Raw genomic sequence first — 16,712 nt, forward strand, 5'->3', positions numbered from 1 at the left:
CCATGAGTACCGACGACACCGAAACCACGGCGAGTACAGAGTCCAAGTGCGGCGCATCGAGCAGTACGGACGGAGAGACGGGGTCGGAATCCAAATGCGGCGCGACGAAGACAGAGACGAGTTCCGAGTCGAAGTGCGGCGCGTCGAGTCCGACCGACAGCAGCACCTCGAAGTGCGGCGCGAGTAGCGACGACGGAGACGAGCAGGAGGTCGGTTCAACCGTCGAGGACTTCGACGGCGACCCCGGCCGCCTCGTGGCGGTGGGTCTCGGACCCGGCGAGGCCGAGGGGATGACCACCCGCGCGAAGACCGCGCTCGCGGATGTCGAGCAGATCGTCGGCTACACGACCTACGTGGACCTCCTGCCCGACGACATCACCGACGACGCCGAGGACATCTACTCGACGCCGATGTGCGGCGAGGTGTCCCGGACCGAGGAGGCCATCGACCGGGCGCTTGCGGGCAACGACGTTGCCATCATCGGGAGCGGCGACCCCAACGTCTACGCGCTGGCGGGCCTCGCGCTCGAAATTCTCGAATCGAAGGGCGGGACCGCCTCGATGGTCGATTTCGAGGTCGTGCCCGGCGTCCCGGCCGCCCAGTCGTGCGCGGCGCGGGTCGGCGCACCGCTGGTCAACGACACCGTGAGCATCAGCCTCTCGGACCACCTCACCGACATGCCGACCATCGAGTCGCGGCTTCACGCCACCGCGAAGGAGGGGTTCACCATCGCAATCTACAACCCGTGGAGTCGCAAGCGCAGGGAGAACTTCGAGAAGTGCTGCGAGATTCTGCTGGAACACCGCGACGCCGACACCCCCGTCGGCATCGTCCACGGCGCGGGACGAGACGACGAACAGGTCGAAATCGCCACGCTCGGCGAACTACCCGAACTCGGCGAGACCGACCTGATAGACATGACGACCACCCTCCTCGTCGGCAACGAGGAGACGTACGTGTGGGACGACCGGATGGTCACCCCGCGCGGGTACGAGACCAAGTACGACTACTGATGTACAGAGTGACCATCGACACCGACGCGTGCGACGGTATCTTCGCCTGCCTGACCCGCGACGACCGGTTCGCCGAGGGCGAGGACGGTCTCGCGACCATCGAGGCGGACGGGGAGACCGTCCGCCGGGAAGACGGCCGCGTCGTCGCGGAGTTCGACGACGACCGGCGCGCGGACGCCGAGCAGGCCGCCGAGGCCTGTCCACCCGGAGCCATCAGCGTCGAGACCGTGGGCGAACTGGGAGGTGGCCCGGATGAGTGACGCCGAGGTCGGCGCGAGCGCGCCCGACGACGTGCTGGCGAGTCACCCGGAACTGGCCTACTTCTGGGGCCGGGTCGCCGGGAACGGCGACGTGACACAGAATGCCGTGGAGGTGCGGACCAGCGACGAGACCGCCGCCCGACGACTGGCCGCCATCGCCGGGGCCGAGCGCGTGGACCACCGCATCTCGGAGCGCGACTACGCACACGACACCGCGGTCACCCGGACCGAGGACGAGTTCACCGTGCAGGTCGTCGGACGCACGCTCGCCGACCGCGCGAGCGCCGCGCTCGGTCTCCCGGTCGAGGACCAACCCGGCGGCTACCGGTTCGGCGCGTTCGCCGACCACGACCGCCAACTCCTCCGCGGACTCTCGGAGGGATGCGGCACCATCTGCTTCAAGAGTTCCAGCGGGACCGTGGGAATCTCGTTCGTCCACGAGGACCGGACGCTGGTGGAGACCATCCGGGGTCTGGTCGAGCGCGCGGACCCGGACGCCCCGACCGGCGAGGTGGCCGAAGCCTCGTCGGGTCGGTACTGGTTCGGCGTGGACGACGACGCCGCGGGCCGATTCGGCGAGTGGCTCTACGAGGGAACCGAGGACTCGGGGCTGTTCTCTCCGTCCCGCCGACGGAAACTGCGCAAGAGCCTCGAACGGGCCGAGGGATGAGTCGCGCGAGAGAGACCGCGACGGAGTTCGCGGGCGAGGCCGTCCTGCTGGTCGGCCACGGCTCTCGGCGCGAGAAGTCCAACGAGCAGGTGCGCGAACTCGCGGCCGCGCTGGAGGAGCGCATCGGCGTGGCGGTCGATGCGGCGTTCCTCGAACTCGCCGAACCGTCGATACCGGACGCGATAGACGCCCTCGCGCCCGCCGTCGATGAGGTGTCGGTCGTCCAGTTGTCGCTGTTCGCCGCGAGCCACGTCAAGAACGACGTGCCGCTGGCGGTCGAGCAGGCCCGCCGGGACCACCCCGATACCACGTTCGACGTCGGGTCGCACCTCGGCGTCCACCCGGCGCTGCTCGACCTGTTGGACGACCGGACGGCCGAAGTCGAGGCGGAACTCGGCGCGGACCGCGAGGACGACGACGTGGCGGTCGCGCTCTGCGCCCGCGGGTCCAGCGACCCCGACGCCAACGCCGACGTTCACAAACTCGCTCGCCTGCTCTACGAGGGCCGGGCGTTCTCGTCGGTCGAGGCGACCTTTATCGGCGTCACGGAACCGACGCTCGACGAGACGCTCCACGGCGTCGCCAAGCAGCGACCCGACGCCGTGGTCGCGCTGCCGTACATGCTCGGCGACGGAGTGCTGACCCAGCGGGTCCGCGACTGGACCGACGAGTTCGCCGAGGAGTACCCCTACGTCGACGCCGCGGCGGGCGACCCACTCGGGACCGACTCGCGGTTGCTCGACGTGCTGGCCGACCGCTGGCAGGAGGCCCGGACCGGCAGCGTGGAGATGTCCTGCGACACCTGCAAGTACAAGGTCGAACTCGACGGGTACGAGGAAGACCAGGGCGGCGCGCGGGCGATGCTCCGGGCGCTGACCCATCAGGAGGCCCACGCCGACCGCGAGGACGTGGACGACGACCCCCACGTCCACGACGCGCCGGACAAACACGTCGCGGTCTGCACGAACCAGACCTGCGCCGCGGAGGGGTCGGCCGCCGTGCTGGAACGTCTGCGACAGGCGGTCCGGGACTCCGAGGAGGCCGACGCCCGCATCACCCGGTCGTCGTGTCTCGGCCAGTGCGGCGAGGGACCGATGGTCGCGGTCTACCCCGACGGCGTCTGGTACGGCGGCGTCGGCGAGGACGACGCCGACCGAATCGTCTCGTCCCACCTCGACAGGGACCGCATCGTGAGCGACATCGTGGACCAGACGCTCTGAAAACGAACGACGAAACCATTCAACCATGAGCTGTTACGAAATCGAAGCACTACGACTCGGACTGATGAACGTACTGGGAACCGAAGACGAGAGCGCGCGCCAGCACGCCGAGAAGGAACTGGAGGGCCACCTCGACGGGCCGGTCGGCGCGCTCGCGGCGGCCGAGACGCTCGCCGAAGTCGAGCGCCACCTCGACGCCGCGCTGGTGGACCTCGAAGCCGAAATCGCCGAGACCAGCGAGGACGCCCCGGAGTACGACTACCTCCGCGGCCGACTGGTCGCGGTCCGCGACGCCGAGCGCGCGGTCCAGCGCCTGACGACGCAGGGCGAGAGCGTGCTGGACGGTCTCGGCGAGGCCCACGACGTGCTCCACGAGGCGTTCCCGGTCGAAGACGAATGAGTCTCGACCGAAGCGTCTCGGTCGGTCTGGGCGAGGCGACGCCTCGCGGGAGTCGCCAGCAGTGGCGGCGGTCGAGCGTGACCGCACTCGGAGACGGTGGCTTCGCGGTCGGGACCGCCGACGGGACCGTCCGGTCGCTGGACCCCGACGGACGAGAGCGCTGGCGCGCGACCGGCGAGGAGATGGCCGTGGCGCTCGCCGACTTCGCGGGCGGTGAGAGAACCGATGGTTCGCGAACCTCGTCGGACCGTCGGTCCGACGGCGGCGTCGCAGTCGGCGGACGCGGCGACCGCGGCCGGATTCGACTGCTCGACGCCGACGACGGGAGCGAAAGGTGGCGCTACGACACCGCGGACGACCTCGGCGACCCCGCGAAGGAGAGCCTGTTCTGGTACCCCTACGTGGTCGATATGGTCGCCGACAGGCCGGTCGAGAGCGGCGAGGCGTGCGACGGGACCGCGGACGGCCGACTCTACGTCGCGGCCCGGCGGTACGAGCGCGACGGCGACGAGCGCCTCTGGCGGAGCGCCGTGTACGCGTTCGGCCCCGACGGCGGGGTCCGGTGGCGGTACGAGACGGACGCCTCGCCCATCGCGCTCTCGCTCGGAGACCGACAGTCGTCGTCCACCGACGATGACGGCCCGAAGCGCCTCGCGTTGGCGTACAACCGGTGCGGCGGCGACCACGACCACGGTCTCGTCGTGCTGGACGCCGAATCCGGCACCCCCGTCTCGAACTGGGACCCGGAGACCGACAGCGAGCGTCGCGTCGGCGACGCGTCGCTCTCCGGCGGCGTCGTCGCGGCGGCGAGTCACGGCGACTACCGGGGCTACCTGCTCGGGTCGGCGGACGCTCGGGAGCGATGGGTGACCGACCTCGGCGTCGAACGCGAGGTCGGCGCAGAGACGCTGTACGCCTACCCGAACCACGTCCATCTCGCGGACGACGCCGCGCTGTTCGTCACGGGCAACACCTTCCCCGAAGAAGGCCGCGAGGCCGAGGGACGCCATCCGAACGAACACACCATCGCCGCGTTCGGACGCGAGGGCGGCGACCGCCTCTGGTCGGCCCCCGTCGGCGGGTTCGTCGCGGAGTTGTCGGCGTCGGACGGGCGCGTCGCGGTGCCATGCGCACAGCACTTCCGGGACCGGGACGCCGAGGCCCACGCGCTCCGAGTGTTCGAGGCCCGAGAGGGTCCCGCACGAGAAGTCGCGGCCGAAGGCATCGTGACCGCCGCCGCGCTCTCTGGCGACCGCGTGGCCTTCGTCGAGGAACCGGTGGAGTACCACGACGAGGGCGAGGTCCGCGGGGAGTACCGACTGCGAATCGAAGCGGTCTGAGCAACAGACCGACCCGTCCGATTCTCCTCGTATCAGATTTTCCGGTACCGAGAGGTCCGGCCACGGCCCGCTCGACGCGAAGCCTCCACTTCTCGGTCGAGCTTTCGCTTCGCTACCGAACCGAACGATACCGACGTTCGAAGTGCGACGATTCTCCTATCCCACGAGTGGCGTGGTTTTGGAAGCCAGTGTCCTCGTTCTCTCCACGTCCGCGTTCGTACGCTATCGTCGGCGAATCGGCGTTCGATACGCACGGGCGGTCTCTCGGGGGTCTCGAACAGGTGGCAGTCGGCGACAGCTTCGACCGCCCGCACAGCGACAGTGAAGAAAACCCTATCGCAGAACCACGCGCTCGACGGCGAATCTTTAGGTCCGAGAACGACGAACGCACTCACATGTCCACGGAGGACTGGCCGCGAGAAATCGGCGACCACCGGGTGAACGACCGCTGGGAGTGCGAGGACTGCGGCGCGGACTACGACTGCCTCTCGCAGTTCCGCGAGACCGACTGCAAGTAGTCCGGAGAGACGTTTCCCCGCGGCTGTCAGACACCGACGAGCATCCGCGCCGCGACCCAGACGATGGCCGCGGAGGCCGCGATTTCGAAGGTGGCGTGGACTCGCCGACCGCGGTTGCGCGTGAACGCGACGAAGGTGCCGACACCGCCGCCGACGAGAGCCAGCGTGACCGTGATGGAGAGGGCGTACGCCGCGACCGCCCCGGCGGCGCTGGCGACGCCCGCAGTCGGGACGACTGCCGAGACGAACGCGAGCATGCTCACCGGCGGCGAGAGCGCGAACAGCGACCCGACGAGTCCGGTCTGGAGGTAATCGGTACGGGTCTCGTGGGTGTGGTGGCTCAGGCGCGAGTGGACCGCCGCGAGCACGCGGCCGGTCGGGTCCGAGGCGTCGGCCGAGCGCGGTTCGGGCGGGAGACCGCGGAGGCGTCGGACCCCGGTCACCCCTAGCAGGAGGGCGATGGCACCGAGGACGACGCCCGCGAGAGTGGAACCGACGGTCCCGAGCGCCTCCGGCGCGGCGCTCGCGCTCGCACCCAGCGCCGAGAGGAGCGCGACCCACGCGACGACGATGAGCGCGTGGCCGACCGCGAAACTCGCACCGACGAAGGCGGCGTGGCCGCGACTGTCGGTCTCGCTCGTGAGCGCCGAGATGCCCGCGGCGTGGTCCGGTTCGAGTCCGTGGGTCACGCCGAGGACGACCGCGGCCCCGAAGACGCCGAGGGTCGCCAACAGACTCATCGACCGACACCTCCGGGGGTCGCGGCCGCGCCAGCGCGCTCGACCGCACCGGTCACGCGTTCGGGAGTGAGTTCGTCCAGCGGGACGCGCTCGCCGCCGGTCTTCTCCGTGACGAGGTCGGCGAGACTCGTCGCGCCGTCGTCGCCCGCGTCCACCACGACGACGTGTGCGTCTCGCTCGGCGAGTCCGCGCGCGGCCCGTCGGGTCGCCTCCGTCGGACTCCCCGCGGCGACGTTGGCCCGGCCGTCGGTGACGACCACGACGACGCTGGCCGCGGCGTCGGCCTGCTCGACCACCTCGCCCGCGGTCCGGAGTCCCGCGGGGAGCGGCGTCCGGTCGCCGACCGGCAGGTCCTTGAGGTGGCGGGCGGCGAGGTCGGTGCTGTCGGTCGGCGGGAGCAACACCTCGGCGTCCTCGCCCGCGAACGCGACGAAGGCGACCTCGTCGCGGCGCTCGTAGGCGTCCTGCAGCAGTTCCAGCACGACCCCCTTCGCGGTCCGCATCGCCGACCGCATCGAGACGCTGGCGTCCACCGCGAAGACGACCAGCGCCGACTGCTCGCGCGCCCGGACGGACGTGCGGAGGTCGCGTTCGGTCACCGCGTCCGCGCCGCGACTCGCCGCGGCCCGGACCGACGCCGCGGCGTCCACGGAGTCGCCCGCGTCGGCGCGCTCGGTCCTGACCTGCGCGCCTCGCCCTTCGGGACTCGGGGTCGCGGCCGCCCGCGAACCGTCCTCGTATCCGGACGCGGTCGAAGTCGCGTCGGCCTCCACGCCGTCGATGTCCGGACGCTCGGCCTCGCCGACGCCGGGGCGGGCCTGTCCGGGCACCAGCGGTACTCCCTCCTCGGACTCGTCCGAACCGCCGTCGGAGTCGCCCGTCGACTCCGAGTCCTCGCGGTCCTCGTCCGCGGCGTCAGAGTCGTCGCCGTCTCCGGTCTCCACGTCGGCGGGCGACTCCGCGGCAGGTCGGTCGCCGCGGTGGGAGTCGTCCTCGTCGCTCGCCGAGTCCGCACCGTTCGAGGTCCCCGATTGGGAATCAGAACCGTCGGAGTCGCCGGAGTCCGCCTCGGCATCGGGACCGGAATCGTCGGCATTGCCGGGGTCGTCGTTCGCCCCGCCCTCGGTGGCGGAATCCTCGGCGTCCGAGTCTCCCTGCGAGTCGTCTCGTTCGTCCTCCGCGCCGTCCGCCTCGTCGTCGAAGTGGTCGTCGAGAACGTCGTCGGGGTCCGGCGCGTCCTCGAATGGGCGACTCCGGAGGCGGTGGGGGAGCGCGAGTTCGGCGGCCTCCCGGACGTCGGACTCGACGACCTTCGACCGGCCGTCGAGCGCCGCGACGGTCCGGGCCGCGCGGGCGACCGAGATGTCCGCGCGGTGGCCCTCGACGCCCGCGTCCCGGCAGAGTTCGGCGATGTCGGCCTTGAACTGCTCGGGGAGGGTCACGCTGTCGAGGAGTTCGCGGGCGTCCGCGAGGCGGTCGGCGACGTCGGCGGTCTCCTCGGCGAACCCCTCGCGGAGGTCGCCCGCCTCGCCGATTGCCCGTTCGAGAATCGTCACGCGGTCCTCGATGTCCTCGCATCCGGTGACGGTGGTCTGCAGGGCGAAGCGGTCCTTCAGTTGCGGTCGCAGGTCGCCCTCCTCGGGGTTCATCGTCCCGACCAGCGTGAAGTTCGCCGGGTGGGAGACGCTGACGCCGTCGCGCTCGACCCGGTTGACCCCGGAGGCCGCCGCGTCGAGGAGTACGTCCACGAGGTGGTCGTCCAGCAGGTTCACCTCGTCAACGTAGAGGATGCCGCGGTTCGCCCGGGCGAGCAGGCCGGGGTCGAACTCCGCCTCGCCGTCCAGCGCGTCGGCCACCGAGAGTGTGCCCACCACGCGCTCGCGGGTCGCGCCCAGCGGGAGGGTCACGAGGGGAACGCTCCGGGTCTCGACCGGCGGGTCGGCCCGAGTCCGGCAGTCCGCGCACTGCGCTCCGGGGTCGTCGGGCGGACAGCCGTAGGGACAATCTGCGACCGCGCGCTGGTCGGGGAGGAGGTCCACTAACGCCCGCACGGCGGTCGATTTGGCCGTCCCCTTCTCGCCGCAGACGAGTAGTCCACCGAGACCGTCGTCCGCGGCGACCGCGAGCAACGCCCGTTTCAGGCGGTCCTGTCCGACTATCGCCGGAAAGGGGACGGTCGAAGCCTTTTTGGAGCCGCGTAATTCAATCATACTTGTACTACTACAACGGAGGTTTAACAACGTTATGCCAACCATCGGACTCTACACCGCCACCGAGAACGAACTCGGGGCAGTACAGCGGGCCGCCGACAGACTGGACGGAATCGACCTCGTCGCCCGGTCGGAGAGCAACTTCGACGACGGGACCGACGTGGACGCGTTCGTGGACGAAATCGAAGACGCGACGGTCGCGGTGTTCTGGCTCCACGGCGCGGAGGACAGCATGCCGGGCTACGAGCACGCGGTCGAACGACTGCGGGAGGCGGGCGTCCCCCTCGTCGTGAAATCGACCGGCGACGCCTTCGCGTTCGAGGACACCAGCGTGGCCGACGCCGACCGCGACCGGGCCTACGAGTATCTGGAGCGAGGCGGCGCGGTCAACATCGCCAACCTCTGTCGGTTCCTCGTCGCGGAGTACGGCGGTGGCGAGGCGAGCGAGGCGTTCGACCCCGAGGACCCGGTCGAACTCCCGACCGAGGGCGTCTACCACCCCGACTACCCCGGCGCGACGTACGACGACCTCCATGCCGAGTTGGACGACGGGAAACCGACTGTCGCCGTCTGGTTCTACGAGTCCCACTGGACCCACGAGAACACCCGGTACGTGGACGCGCTCGTCCGGGAGATCGAGGCCGAGGGCGCAAACGTCCTCCCGGTGTTCTGCAACCCGGCCACCGACAGCGACGAACAGGAGGACGCCGAGTGGGTCACCGACGAGTGGTTCACCGACCGGGACGGGGAACCGGTCGTGGACGCGGTCCTCTCGTCGTTCATGTTCTCGCTCTCGATGGACGAGCGCGGCCGGAGTGCCGCGGACGAGGGCGACGGGGCCGAGGAGGTGTTCCTCGACAGACTCGGCGTCCCCGTCCTCCAGACGGTCACGACGATGCGCTCGCGCTCGCGCTACCAGTCGTCCGACACGGGCGTCATGGGCTTCGAACTCGCGCTCTCGGTCGCCCTGCCGGAGTTCGACGGGAACGTCATCACTCATCCCATCTCGGGCAAGGAACGCACCGACGACGAGGCCGACATCGGGAGCGCCCCGAAACAGCACTTCCCCATCGAGGACCGGGTCGAACACGCCGTCTCGCTCGCGGTCAACTGGGCCGAACTCCGCCACACCCCGAACGACGACAAGCGGGTCGCGGTGGTCCTCCACAACTACCCGCCGAGCGACGACGGCATCGGGACCGCGTTCGGACTCGACAGCCCCGAGAGTACGGTGAACCTGCTCGAAGAACTCGACGCGAGAGGGTACGACACGGGCGGCGAGACGCCCGAGAGCGGCCAGCGACTCGTGGAGAAACTGACCGCTCAGCTCACGCTCGACGACCGCTGGGTCGCGCCCGAGGACGTGCGCGACCTGAGCGTGGACGTGGTCGATTCGGACCGATACCGCGACTGGTTCGAGACCAAGGACGAGCGTTTCCGCGAGAACGTAGTCGAGGAGTGGGGCGACCCGCCCGAGCGACCCTTCGCCATCCCTGGCGTCGAGTTCGGCAACGTCCTCGTCACGGTCCAACCGCCGCGCGGGTTCGGCATGGACCCCTCGAAGGTGTACCACGACTCGGACCTCCAACCGCCCCACGACTACGTGGCGTTCTACTCGTGGCTCCGCAACGAGTTCGAGACCGACGCGGTGGTCCACCTCGGGACGCACGGCAGTCTGGAGTGGCTCCCCGGGAAGACGGTCGGACTGAACGGCGAGAGCGCGCCCGACCAGCTAATCGAGGACGTTCCGAACGTCTACCCCTACATCGTCAACAACCCCGGGGAGGGGACGCAGGCCAAGCGACGGTCGTACGCCGCCATCGTTGACTACCTCACGCCGGTCATGTCCAACGCGGGCACCTACGACGAAATCGGCGAACTCGAAGAACTGGCTCGACAGTACCGCGAGGCCGGGATGGAGGACGCCCGGGCCGACGACGGCCAGAAGTTGGCCGGCGAGATTCGGGCGCTCGTGGACGAGTTGGACCTCGCGGTGGAGTTGGGCATCGCGGGAGAGATAGACGAGAAAGCCGACGTTCGAGGTCCTGAAGAAGCCGGGACCACGCTCGCCGAGGGAGACGTTGCGGGCGAGTCGGTAGACATCGACGAACTGGTCGAGCGCGTCCACGAGTACGTGACCGACGTGAAGACGACCCAGATTCGGCTGGGTCTCCACACGATGGGCGAACCGCCAGCGGACGAGCGACTGGTCGAGTACCTCGTCGCGCTCACTCGCCTCCAAAATCCGGGCGCGCCGAGTCTCCGCGAGAGCGTGGCGGGCGTGCTGGGCGTCGAGTACCAGCGGATGCTGGACGAACCGGGCGCGTACGACGAGGACCTCGGGATGACCTACGCCGAGGCCGCCGACGAGGTGTACGAGACCAGCCTCGAACTGGTCTCGCACCTCGCTACGAACGACTTCGACGTCGAGGCGATAAACTGGAACCTGCTCGTGGTAGACATCGACCAACTCGGCGACGGGCGCGCGAAGAGCGGCGCACACGACGACCTGCGCGAGGCCCTGAAGTACATCTGCGAGGAGGCCGCCCCACGGGTCGCGGGTGCCGAGGACGAGATTCCCCGGACCGCGGAGGCGCTGTCGGGCGAGTACGTCCCGCCGGGCGGGAGCGGTGCGCCGACCCGCGGCGGGGTGGACCTGCTCCCGACCGGTCGGAACTTCTACACGCTCGACCCGCGGAAGGTGCCCGCCAAGTCGGCGTGGCGCGTGGGGCGAGAAGTCGGAGACGGCGTGGCCGAGCGCCACCGCTCCGAAGCGGGCGAGTACCCCGAGGAGGTCGGCGTCGTCGCGTGGGGCACCCCGACGGTCCGGACCCGCGGTGAGACCATCGCGCAGGTCCTCGCGCTGATGGGCGTCGAACCCGAGTGGACCGACGCCGGGCGCGTGGACGACGTGACCCCGATTCCGCTGGACGAACTCGACCGGCCGCGAATCGACGTGACGACCCGCGTCTCCGGACTGTTCCGGGACGCCTTCCCACAGGCCGCGAGCGTCGTCCACGACGCGGTGGACGCCGTGGTCGAATTGGACGAACCCCACGAGATGAACTACGTGAAGAAACACGTCGAGGAGGAGGCCGAACAACTGGCCGAGGAGGGAGTCGAGAACCCCGAGAAGGCCGCCAAGCACCGCGTGTTCACCACCCGGCCCGGCGGCTACGGCGCGGGGACGAACAAGGCCGTAGACGAGGGCAACTGGGACGACCGCGCCGACCTCGCGGCGGTGTACAAGCAGTGGGGCGGCTACGCCATGGGGTCGCGCGGCAAGGTCTCGGACGCCCACGACGCCTTCGAGCGCCGCCTCGGCAACGTCGAGGCCACCGTGAAAATCGAGGACACCGCCGAGCAGGACGAGTTCGACTCCTCGGACTGGTACGCCTTCCACGGCGGGTTCATCACCGCAGTCGCGGAGACCGCCGGGGAGGAACCGGCCTCCTACGTCGGCGACTCCAGCGACCCGGACAACGTGGACGTGTACACCAACGAGGAGAAGGTCCGGAAGGCGATGCGCGCTCGGGTGCTGAATCCCGAATGGCTCGACAGCATGGAGGACCACGGCTACAAGGGCGCGGGCGACCTCTCGTCCGCGGTGGACGTTGCCCTCGGGTGGGACGCGACCACGGGCGTCGTCAGCGACGCCCTCTGGGAGGACGTCGCCGAGAAGTACGCGTTCGACGAGGAGCGACAGGAGTGGCTCCGGGACGTGAACCCGTGGGCGCTCGACAGCATCACCGACACCCTCTCGGAGGCCATCGAGCGCGGCCTCTGGGACGCCGACGAGGAGACCGCCGACCGCCTGCGGGACCTCAATCTCGACGTGGACGGTGACTTAGAAGCGCGCGCCAGAGAGGCGACTCCCGCGGAGGTGACGGGCGATGACGACTGAGGACGGCGACTTCGAAGAGTACGCCGACCTCGGCGCGACCACGTCGAACGCCATGGAGATAGCCGAGACCAGCATGGACCGGGTGCGCGAACTCGTGCCCGACGAGACGCTGGCCGACCGAGTCCGCCAGAAGTCGGTCCACGCCACTGGCGACCCCGAGTTCCAGCACCTGCTGCGGTTCACGGGCGCGGACGAGAGCGAACCCGTCCGCGCGGGAGCGCGGGCCGTCCTCGACGAGCGACCCATCGTGACCGACATCACGATGGTCAAGGAAGGAATCACCGGGCGAGGACACGACTGCGAGGTCCGGAAGGCCATCGGCAACGGCGCGGAACTGGCTGCCGAGACCGGGATGACCCGGACCGCCGCGTCGGTGCTCGAACTCGACAAGCGGGGCGTCTACGACGGCGCTATCGCCACGGTAGGTAACGCGCCGACCGCGGCGCTCGCGCTGGCCGACTGCATCGAAGACGGCACTCGGCCCGCGATCGTAGTCGCCACCCCGGTCGGCTTCGTGAAGGCCGCCGAGAGCCGCGAACGACTGCGCGAGGTCGCTGCGGACCACGGCGTGCCAGTTATTACCAACGTCGGGCGGCGCGGCGGGAGCGGTCTCGCGGCCGGACTGACGAACGAGTTGATTCACGTCGCCAGCGACGTCCGGGACGGCGACGTGAATCTCCACGAGACCGCCGAGAAGTCGAGCGAACGACGGCGGGACGACGGAGTCGACCTCGGATGACCGACGACTACGACCTCGATTCGGGGCCGGACCCCGCGTCGTTCGCGGCGGCGGAACCGGAGTCGTCCCCCACGAGCGCGGACGACGCCGCCCAGTCGGTCCCCGCGGTCGGCATCGGCCCGGGCAACCTCGACTACCTGACCCCGCGGGGCGAGCGCGCGATTCGGGAGGCCGACGTGGTGGTCGGCTTCGAGACGGTCGGGGAGTTCGTCGCCGACCGGACCGACGCCGACCTGCTGACCTGCGGGTACGCCGACGAGGGCGAGACGCTGGAGCGGTTCGCCGAGCGCGTGGCCGACGGCGAGACCGGGACCGCGGTGCTGATGGGCGACCCGAACCACTCGGGCTACCAGTTCGTCGGCAAGGTCGAGCAGGCGGTCGAGCGCGCGGCAGGTGAGAGACCGGGGGCGGACGAACCGCCGGTCCGCGTGATTCCGGGCATCTCGTCGCTCCAGATGGCAGCGAGCAGGGCGCGGACGCCGATGGAGGACTCGACGTTCGTCACCCTCCACAAGAGCGGCGATATTTCGTCCGACCTCGACCGACTCCGGAGCGCGGTCGGCGAGCGACATCTGCTCGTACTTCCCCGACCGTTCGACTGGATGCCGGGCGACGTGGCGGCGGCCCTGCTCGACGCGGGCGGGTCGCCGTCGCTGGAGGCGGTCGTCTGCGAGCGTCTGACCCACGACGACGAGGCGATTACGCGGACGACGCTCGGCGACCTCGCCGAGGAATCGGGCGGGTCAGGTCGAGAGGACACGCCGTTCTCGGACCTCTCGGTGCTGGTCGTCAGGGCGGACTGAACTCTCGTCGTTTCGCTCCTGCAGGTAGTTCGAGATCTACCGTTCGGTGGCGGTTCGCCGTATTCTGTCTAGAGTCCACATACTGCAAGCACCTATATACTCATATTTTATCGGGACTTCGGGACTGGCATGGACGACGCGGAGACCGCAATCGACTCGCTGGAGCAACTCGGTCTGACCGAGTACGAGGCGCGGTGTTTCGTCGCGCTCACGCGACTCCCCCACGCGACGGCCAAGGAAATCGGAGAGGTGGCCGACATCCCGCGCTCGCGGGTGTACGAGACGATGGACCGCCTTCAGAAGCGGGGACTGGTCGAGATACAGGACGGCGAACCCCGGACCTTTCAGAGCGTGTCCATCGACACCGCCGTCCGGGTGCTTCGGAAGGAGTACGACTCCCACTTCGAGACGAGGGAGCGGTCGCTCCGTCACATGGAGCCGATATACAAAGGAGTCCAACAGGCGGTCTGGCGCTCCGCGACCACGAGCAGGTCACCGAGCGCGTCATCGAACTCGTCTCCGAGTCGAGCGACGAGATTGTGCTCATCGTACTGGACGACGCGCTCCTCGACGACGAACTCCTCGCGTATCTCACGGAGGCGGCCGAACGGGGCGTCGCCATCAACGTCGGGACGGTCGTCGATTCCGTCCGGGAGCGCGTCGCGGACGCCGACTTCGATGCGAGCGTCTTCAGGACCGGGCTAATCGAGTGGTTCCAAGAAATGAGTGGTACCTCGCGAGTCGGGCGGTTGCTGATGGTGGACCGGGGACCGGTGTTGGTGAGCGCGCTCCACGACGAGCGACTGCCGGGCGTGCCCAACGAGACGGCGGCGTGGAGCGACGGTGTCAACCACGGGATGGCGACCTTCACGGAGCGGGTGTTGACGTACGAATTGCAGGAGAACGTCGAGGAGGTCTACTCAGGGGAGCACTTCGAGTCAGCGAGTTCCGAGTCGAGCGACGCCGAGTGATTCGGACGGGGTATCACGAGAGGAGTTCCCGGGACGGCGCGACGCCACCGGTTAGAGAGGCCACTCCCGTCAGAGCGCGCCGTGCCCGTCGGTCGCCACCGGACGCCGGGCCTGCGCGAGCGAGGCTTCGAACGAGGCGGGACCCTCGTCGGTCGCGAGGACTCGTTGCTTCTCGACCTCGGCCCGAATCGCCCGCGTGATTCGGGGATGCGCGCCGAGCGGGTCGGCGTACTCGACGCCGCCGCGGTCGAGTTCGAGTTTGGCTGGAATCCGCTCGTCGGTCGCCTCGCTGCGGTGGACGAACAGCGGGACCGCCACCGCGCGGTCGTTCGAGACGTTGTAGCGTGCGCACTCGACGGCGGGGTTCTGGACGAGGAAACTGGTGACGACTTCGCCGTAGTCGGACTGCTCGCGGAGTCGAGCGGCGTGGTACTCCGCGGTCTGTCGCTGGTAGGGCAGGGAACTGCTCCCGAAGGCGACGAGGACGAGGGTAGCGTCCTCGCCGGGCGTGACTCGGGCGGCGGCCCGCTCCGCGAGAACGCCGGTGGTCGCCGAACTCCGGCCGACAGGTTCGCAGTACCGGGCGTCACACGGGAGATACGAGAGCGCCGCGGGAACGTCGTCGGTCGTCTCGTGGGTGTGAGCGGCCCGCATCGGGACGACGTAGGCCGCGTCGGCCGCGACCGATTCGAGGGTGTCGCGCAGGTCCCGAATCGGTTCCGAACCGTAGAAACCGGTGTGAACTGCGTCCGCGACCGAGCGGTCGCGGAGACGGCGGGCGTGCGTTCGGAGTACCTCGCGTGCGTCCGGGGAGTCCGTGCCGACGAGTACGATTGCTTGCTCTGTCATTAGTGGACCTCGCGCCGCCCAATCAACCTTGATTTAGTTACTACAATTGGGCTTGATTCCGTCAACGCGAGCGTCCCTCAAATATGTTTTGACACCGGAGGGGAGAAGTCAATCGAGCGAAATGCGCCGCAGATATCCGCTGGAGAAACGGGCGAGGGGCGGCGGTTCACCGGTCGAGCAACTCTCGCGTGTCGGCTCTCACGTCCACGACGTTGCCGACGACGGTGACCGCGGGCGGTTCGATTCCCGCCGCTTCCTTCTCGGCTTCGATGGTCGCCAGCGTCCCGGAGACAGTCCGCTCGTCGCGCCACGTCGCCTTCTGGACCATCGCCACCGGGGTCTCGGCCGGGACGCCGTGGTCCCGGAGTGCGGCGACGTTGTTCGAGAGGCGTCGGACCCCCATCAGCACGACCAAGGTGCCGCCGCTGACTACCGTGTCGGCGAGGGCGTCCCAGTCGAGCGCGCTCTCGTCCTTGTCGGGGGTCTCGTGACCCGTGACGACGGTGACGCTGGACGCGCAGTCGCGGTGGGTCAGGGGGATGCCCGCGACGCCGGGTGCTCCGACGGCGCTCGACACGCCCGGGACCACCTCGAAGGGCACGTCGGCGGCCGCGAGGTGCTGGGCCTCCTCGCCGCCCCGACCGAAGACGTGAGGGTCGCCGCCCTTCAGGCGGACGACCGCCGCGCCGTCGCGCGCGAGGTCCACCAGCATGTCGTTGATGTCGGCCTGCGAGGTCCGGTCGGGCGGACGCTTGCCCACGTCCACGACCTCGACCGAGGCGGGGAGTTGGTCGAGGAGCGCGTCGTCCACCAGCGAGTCGTGGAGGACGAAATCCGCGTCCGTGAGGAGTCGCCACGCCTTCCGGGTGAGCAGTTCCGGGTCGCCCGGTCCCGACCCGACGAGGAACACCTTGCCGCTCGCGGCCGAATCGGCGACCGACCCCGACGCCGCGGTCGGGTCGCCCTCGCCGTCGGAGTCGCCGGGAGTCCGACCGCCGACCGAGTCCCCCTGCGGGGAGACCCCGCCGGGGTCGGTCCCCGCGGTCGAGTCGGCCGCGAGCGTCTCGAACCCGTC

The 16,712-nt window shown here is 69.6% G+C and carries 15 protein-coding genes and 1 pseudogene; 12 read left to right on the plus strand and 4 right to left on the minus strand.

The window, feature by feature from the left end; all coding sequences use genetic code 11:
* The first annotated feature begins 2 nt into the window (after positions 1-2).
* From cobJ to NGM06_RS24205, 7 genes are all read left to right on the plus strand, one after another.
* The gene (gene cobJ, locus NGM06_RS19845; RefSeq protein WP_254270144.1) at positions 3-1,013 is read left to right on the plus strand and encodes a precorrin-3B C(17)-methyltransferase; all 1,011 of its coding nucleotides are present in this window, start codon (positions 3-5) and stop codon (positions 1,011-1,013) included.
* Positions 1,013-1,273 (plus strand): ferredoxin, encoded by a 261-nt coding sequence (locus NGM06_RS19850; protein WP_254270145.1) that lies wholly within the window; start codon positions 1,013-1,015, stop codon positions 1,271-1,273. The genes cobJ and NGM06_RS19850 overlap by 1 nt, the downstream gene beginning before the upstream one ends.
* Positions 1,266-1,943, plus strand: coding sequence for a cobalamin biosynthesis protein (locus NGM06_RS19855; protein WP_254270146.1), 678 nt, complete (start codon positions 1,266-1,268; stop codon positions 1,941-1,943). The genes NGM06_RS19850 and NGM06_RS19855 overlap by 8 nt, the downstream gene beginning before the upstream one ends.
* Positions 1,940-3,163: a CbiX/SirB N-terminal domain-containing protein gene (locus NGM06_RS19860; RefSeq protein ID WP_254270147.1), complete on the plus strand. Its 1,224-nt coding sequence runs from the start codon at positions 1,940-1,942 to the stop codon at positions 3,161-3,163. The genes NGM06_RS19855 and NGM06_RS19860 overlap by 4 nt, the downstream gene beginning before the upstream one ends.
* A gap of 25 nt (positions 3,164-3,188) precedes the next feature.
* Positions 3,189-3,563: a DUF3209 family protein gene (locus NGM06_RS19865; RefSeq protein ID WP_254270148.1), complete on the plus strand. Its 375-nt coding sequence runs from the start codon at positions 3,189-3,191 to the stop codon at positions 3,561-3,563.
* Positions 3,560-4,903, plus strand: a complete 1,344-nt coding sequence (locus NGM06_RS19870; RefSeq protein ID WP_254270149.1) for a PQQ-binding-like beta-propeller repeat protein — start codon at positions 3,560-3,562, stop codon at positions 4,901-4,903. Before NGM06_RS19865 ends, NGM06_RS19870 begins: the two co-directional genes overlap by 4 nt.
* A gap of 395 nt (positions 4,904-5,298) precedes the next feature.
* Positions 5,299-5,421, plus strand: coding sequence for a hypothetical protein (locus tag NGM06_RS24205; protein ID WP_256568005.1), 123 nt, complete (start codon positions 5,299-5,301; stop codon positions 5,419-5,421).
* A gap of 26 nt (positions 5,422-5,447) precedes the next feature.
* Here NGM06_RS24205 and NGM06_RS19875 read toward each other — a convergent pair whose 3' ends face one another.
* Both NGM06_RS19875 and NGM06_RS19880 read right to left on the minus strand, forming a co-directional pair.
* The gene (locus NGM06_RS19875) at positions 5,448-6,161 is read right to left on the minus strand and encodes a HoxN/HupN/NixA family nickel/cobalt transporter (RefSeq protein WP_254270150.1); all 714 of its coding nucleotides are present in this window, start codon (positions 6,159-6,161) and stop codon (positions 5,448-5,450) included.
* Positions 6,158-8,371 carry a VWA domain-containing protein gene (locus tag NGM06_RS19880; protein WP_254270151.1) on the minus strand — a complete coding sequence of 738 codons (2,214 nt, stop codon included), beginning with the start codon at positions 8,369-8,371 and terminating at the stop codon, positions 6,158-6,160. Before NGM06_RS19880 ends, NGM06_RS19875 begins: the two co-directional genes overlap by 4 nt.
* A 34-nt stretch (positions 8,372-8,405) precedes the next feature.
* Between NGM06_RS19880 and cobN the strand changes: the two genes are divergently transcribed.
* From cobN to NGM06_RS19900, 5 genes and pseudogenes are all read left to right on the plus strand, one after another.
* On the plus strand, positions 8,406-12,275 hold the full coding sequence (gene cobN, locus NGM06_RS19885) for a cobaltochelatase subunit CobN (protein ID WP_254270152.1): 3,870 nt from the start codon (positions 8,406-8,408) through the stop codon (positions 12,273-12,275).
* Positions 12,265-13,014, plus strand: coding sequence for a precorrin-8X methylmutase (locus NGM06_RS19890; protein ID WP_254270153.1), 750 nt, complete (start codon positions 12,265-12,267; stop codon positions 13,012-13,014). The genes cobN and NGM06_RS19890 overlap by 11 nt, the downstream gene beginning before the upstream one ends.
* Positions 13,011-13,817, plus strand: coding sequence for a cobalt-precorrin-7 (C(5))-methyltransferase (locus tag NGM06_RS19895; protein ID WP_254270154.1), 807 nt, complete (start codon positions 13,011-13,013; stop codon positions 13,815-13,817). Before NGM06_RS19890 ends, NGM06_RS19895 begins: the two co-directional genes overlap by 4 nt.
* Positions 13,818-13,946: 129 nt before the next feature.
* Positions 13,947-14,162 (plus strand): annotated as a pseudogene (locus NGM06_RS24370) (TrmB family transcriptional regulator); the annotation flags it as partial.
* A gap of 194 nt (positions 14,163-14,356) precedes the next feature.
* Positions 14,357-14,788, plus strand: coding sequence for a hypothetical protein (locus tag NGM06_RS19900; protein WP_254270155.1), 432 nt, complete (start codon positions 14,357-14,359; stop codon positions 14,786-14,788).
* Positions 14,789-14,857: 69 nt separating this feature from the next.
* Here the strand turns inward: NGM06_RS19900 and NGM06_RS19905 are convergent, their stop codons facing one another.
* Positions 14,858-15,637: a CbiX/SirB N-terminal domain-containing protein gene (locus NGM06_RS19905; RefSeq protein ID WP_254270156.1), complete on the minus strand. Its 780-nt coding sequence runs from the start codon at positions 15,635-15,637 to the stop codon at positions 14,858-14,860.
* Between the two features lie 166 nt (positions 15,638-15,803).
* Positions 15,804-16,547 (minus strand): uroporphyrinogen-III C-methyltransferase, encoded by a 744-nt coding sequence (cobA, locus tag NGM06_RS19910; protein WP_254270446.1) that lies wholly within the window; start codon positions 16,545-16,547, stop codon positions 15,804-15,806.
* Positions 16,548-16,712: the final 165 nt, after the last annotated feature.

It is taken from the genome of Halorussus aquaticus, from assembly GCF_024218795.1.
Taxonomy (GTDB): Archaea; Halobacteriota; Halobacteria; order Halobacteriales; family Haladaptataceae; genus Halorussus; species Halorussus aquaticus.

What these genes read in the sequence shown, in the direction of transcription:
- cobJ (WP_254270144.1), top strand. Translation starts at nt 3, where the DNA reads ATGAGTACCGACGACACCGAAACCACGGCGAGTACAGAGTCCAAGTGC.
- NGM06_RS19850 (WP_254270145.1), top strand. Translation starts at nt 1,013, where the DNA reads ATGTACAGAGTGACCATCGACACCGACGCGTGCGACGGTATCTTCGCC.
- NGM06_RS19855 (WP_254270146.1), top strand. Translation starts at nt 1,266, where the DNA reads ATGAGTGACGCCGAGGTCGGCGCGAGCGCGCCCGACGACGTGCTGGCG.
- NGM06_RS19860 (WP_254270147.1), top strand. Translation starts at nt 1,940, where the DNA reads ATGAGTCGCGCGAGAGAGACCGCGACGGAGTTCGCGGGCGAGGCCGTC.
- NGM06_RS19865 (WP_254270148.1), top strand. Translation starts at nt 3,189, where the DNA reads ATGAGCTGTTACGAAATCGAAGCACTACGACTCGGACTGATGAACGTA.
- NGM06_RS19870 (WP_254270149.1), top strand. Translation starts at nt 3,560, where the DNA reads ATGAGTCTCGACCGAAGCGTCTCGGTCGGTCTGGGCGAGGCGACGCCT.
- NGM06_RS24205 (WP_256568005.1), top strand. Translation starts at nt 5,299, where the DNA reads ATGTCCACGGAGGACTGGCCGCGAGAAATCGGCGACCACCGGGTGAAC.
- NGM06_RS19875 (WP_254270150.1), bottom strand. Translation starts at nt 6,161, where the DNA reads ATGAGTCTGTTGGCGACCCTCGGCGTCTTCGGGGCCGCGGTCGTCCTC.
- NGM06_RS19880 (WP_254270151.1), bottom strand. Translation starts at nt 8,371, where the DNA reads ATGATTGAATTACGCGGCTCCAAAAAGGCTTCGACCGTCCCCTTTCCG.
- cobN (WP_254270152.1), top strand. Translation starts at nt 8,406, where the DNA reads ATGCCAACCATCGGACTCTACACCGCCACCGAGAACGAACTCGGGGCA.
- NGM06_RS19890 (WP_254270153.1), top strand. Translation starts at nt 12,265, where the DNA reads ATGACGACTGAGGACGGCGACTTCGAAGAGTACGCCGACCTCGGCGCG.
- NGM06_RS19895 (WP_254270154.1), top strand. Translation starts at nt 13,011, where the DNA reads ATGACCGACGACTACGACCTCGATTCGGGGCCGGACCCCGCGTCGTTC.
- NGM06_RS19905 (WP_254270156.1), bottom strand. Translation starts at nt 15,637, where the DNA reads ATGACAGAGCAAGCAATCGTACTCGTCGGCACGGACTCCCCGGACGCA.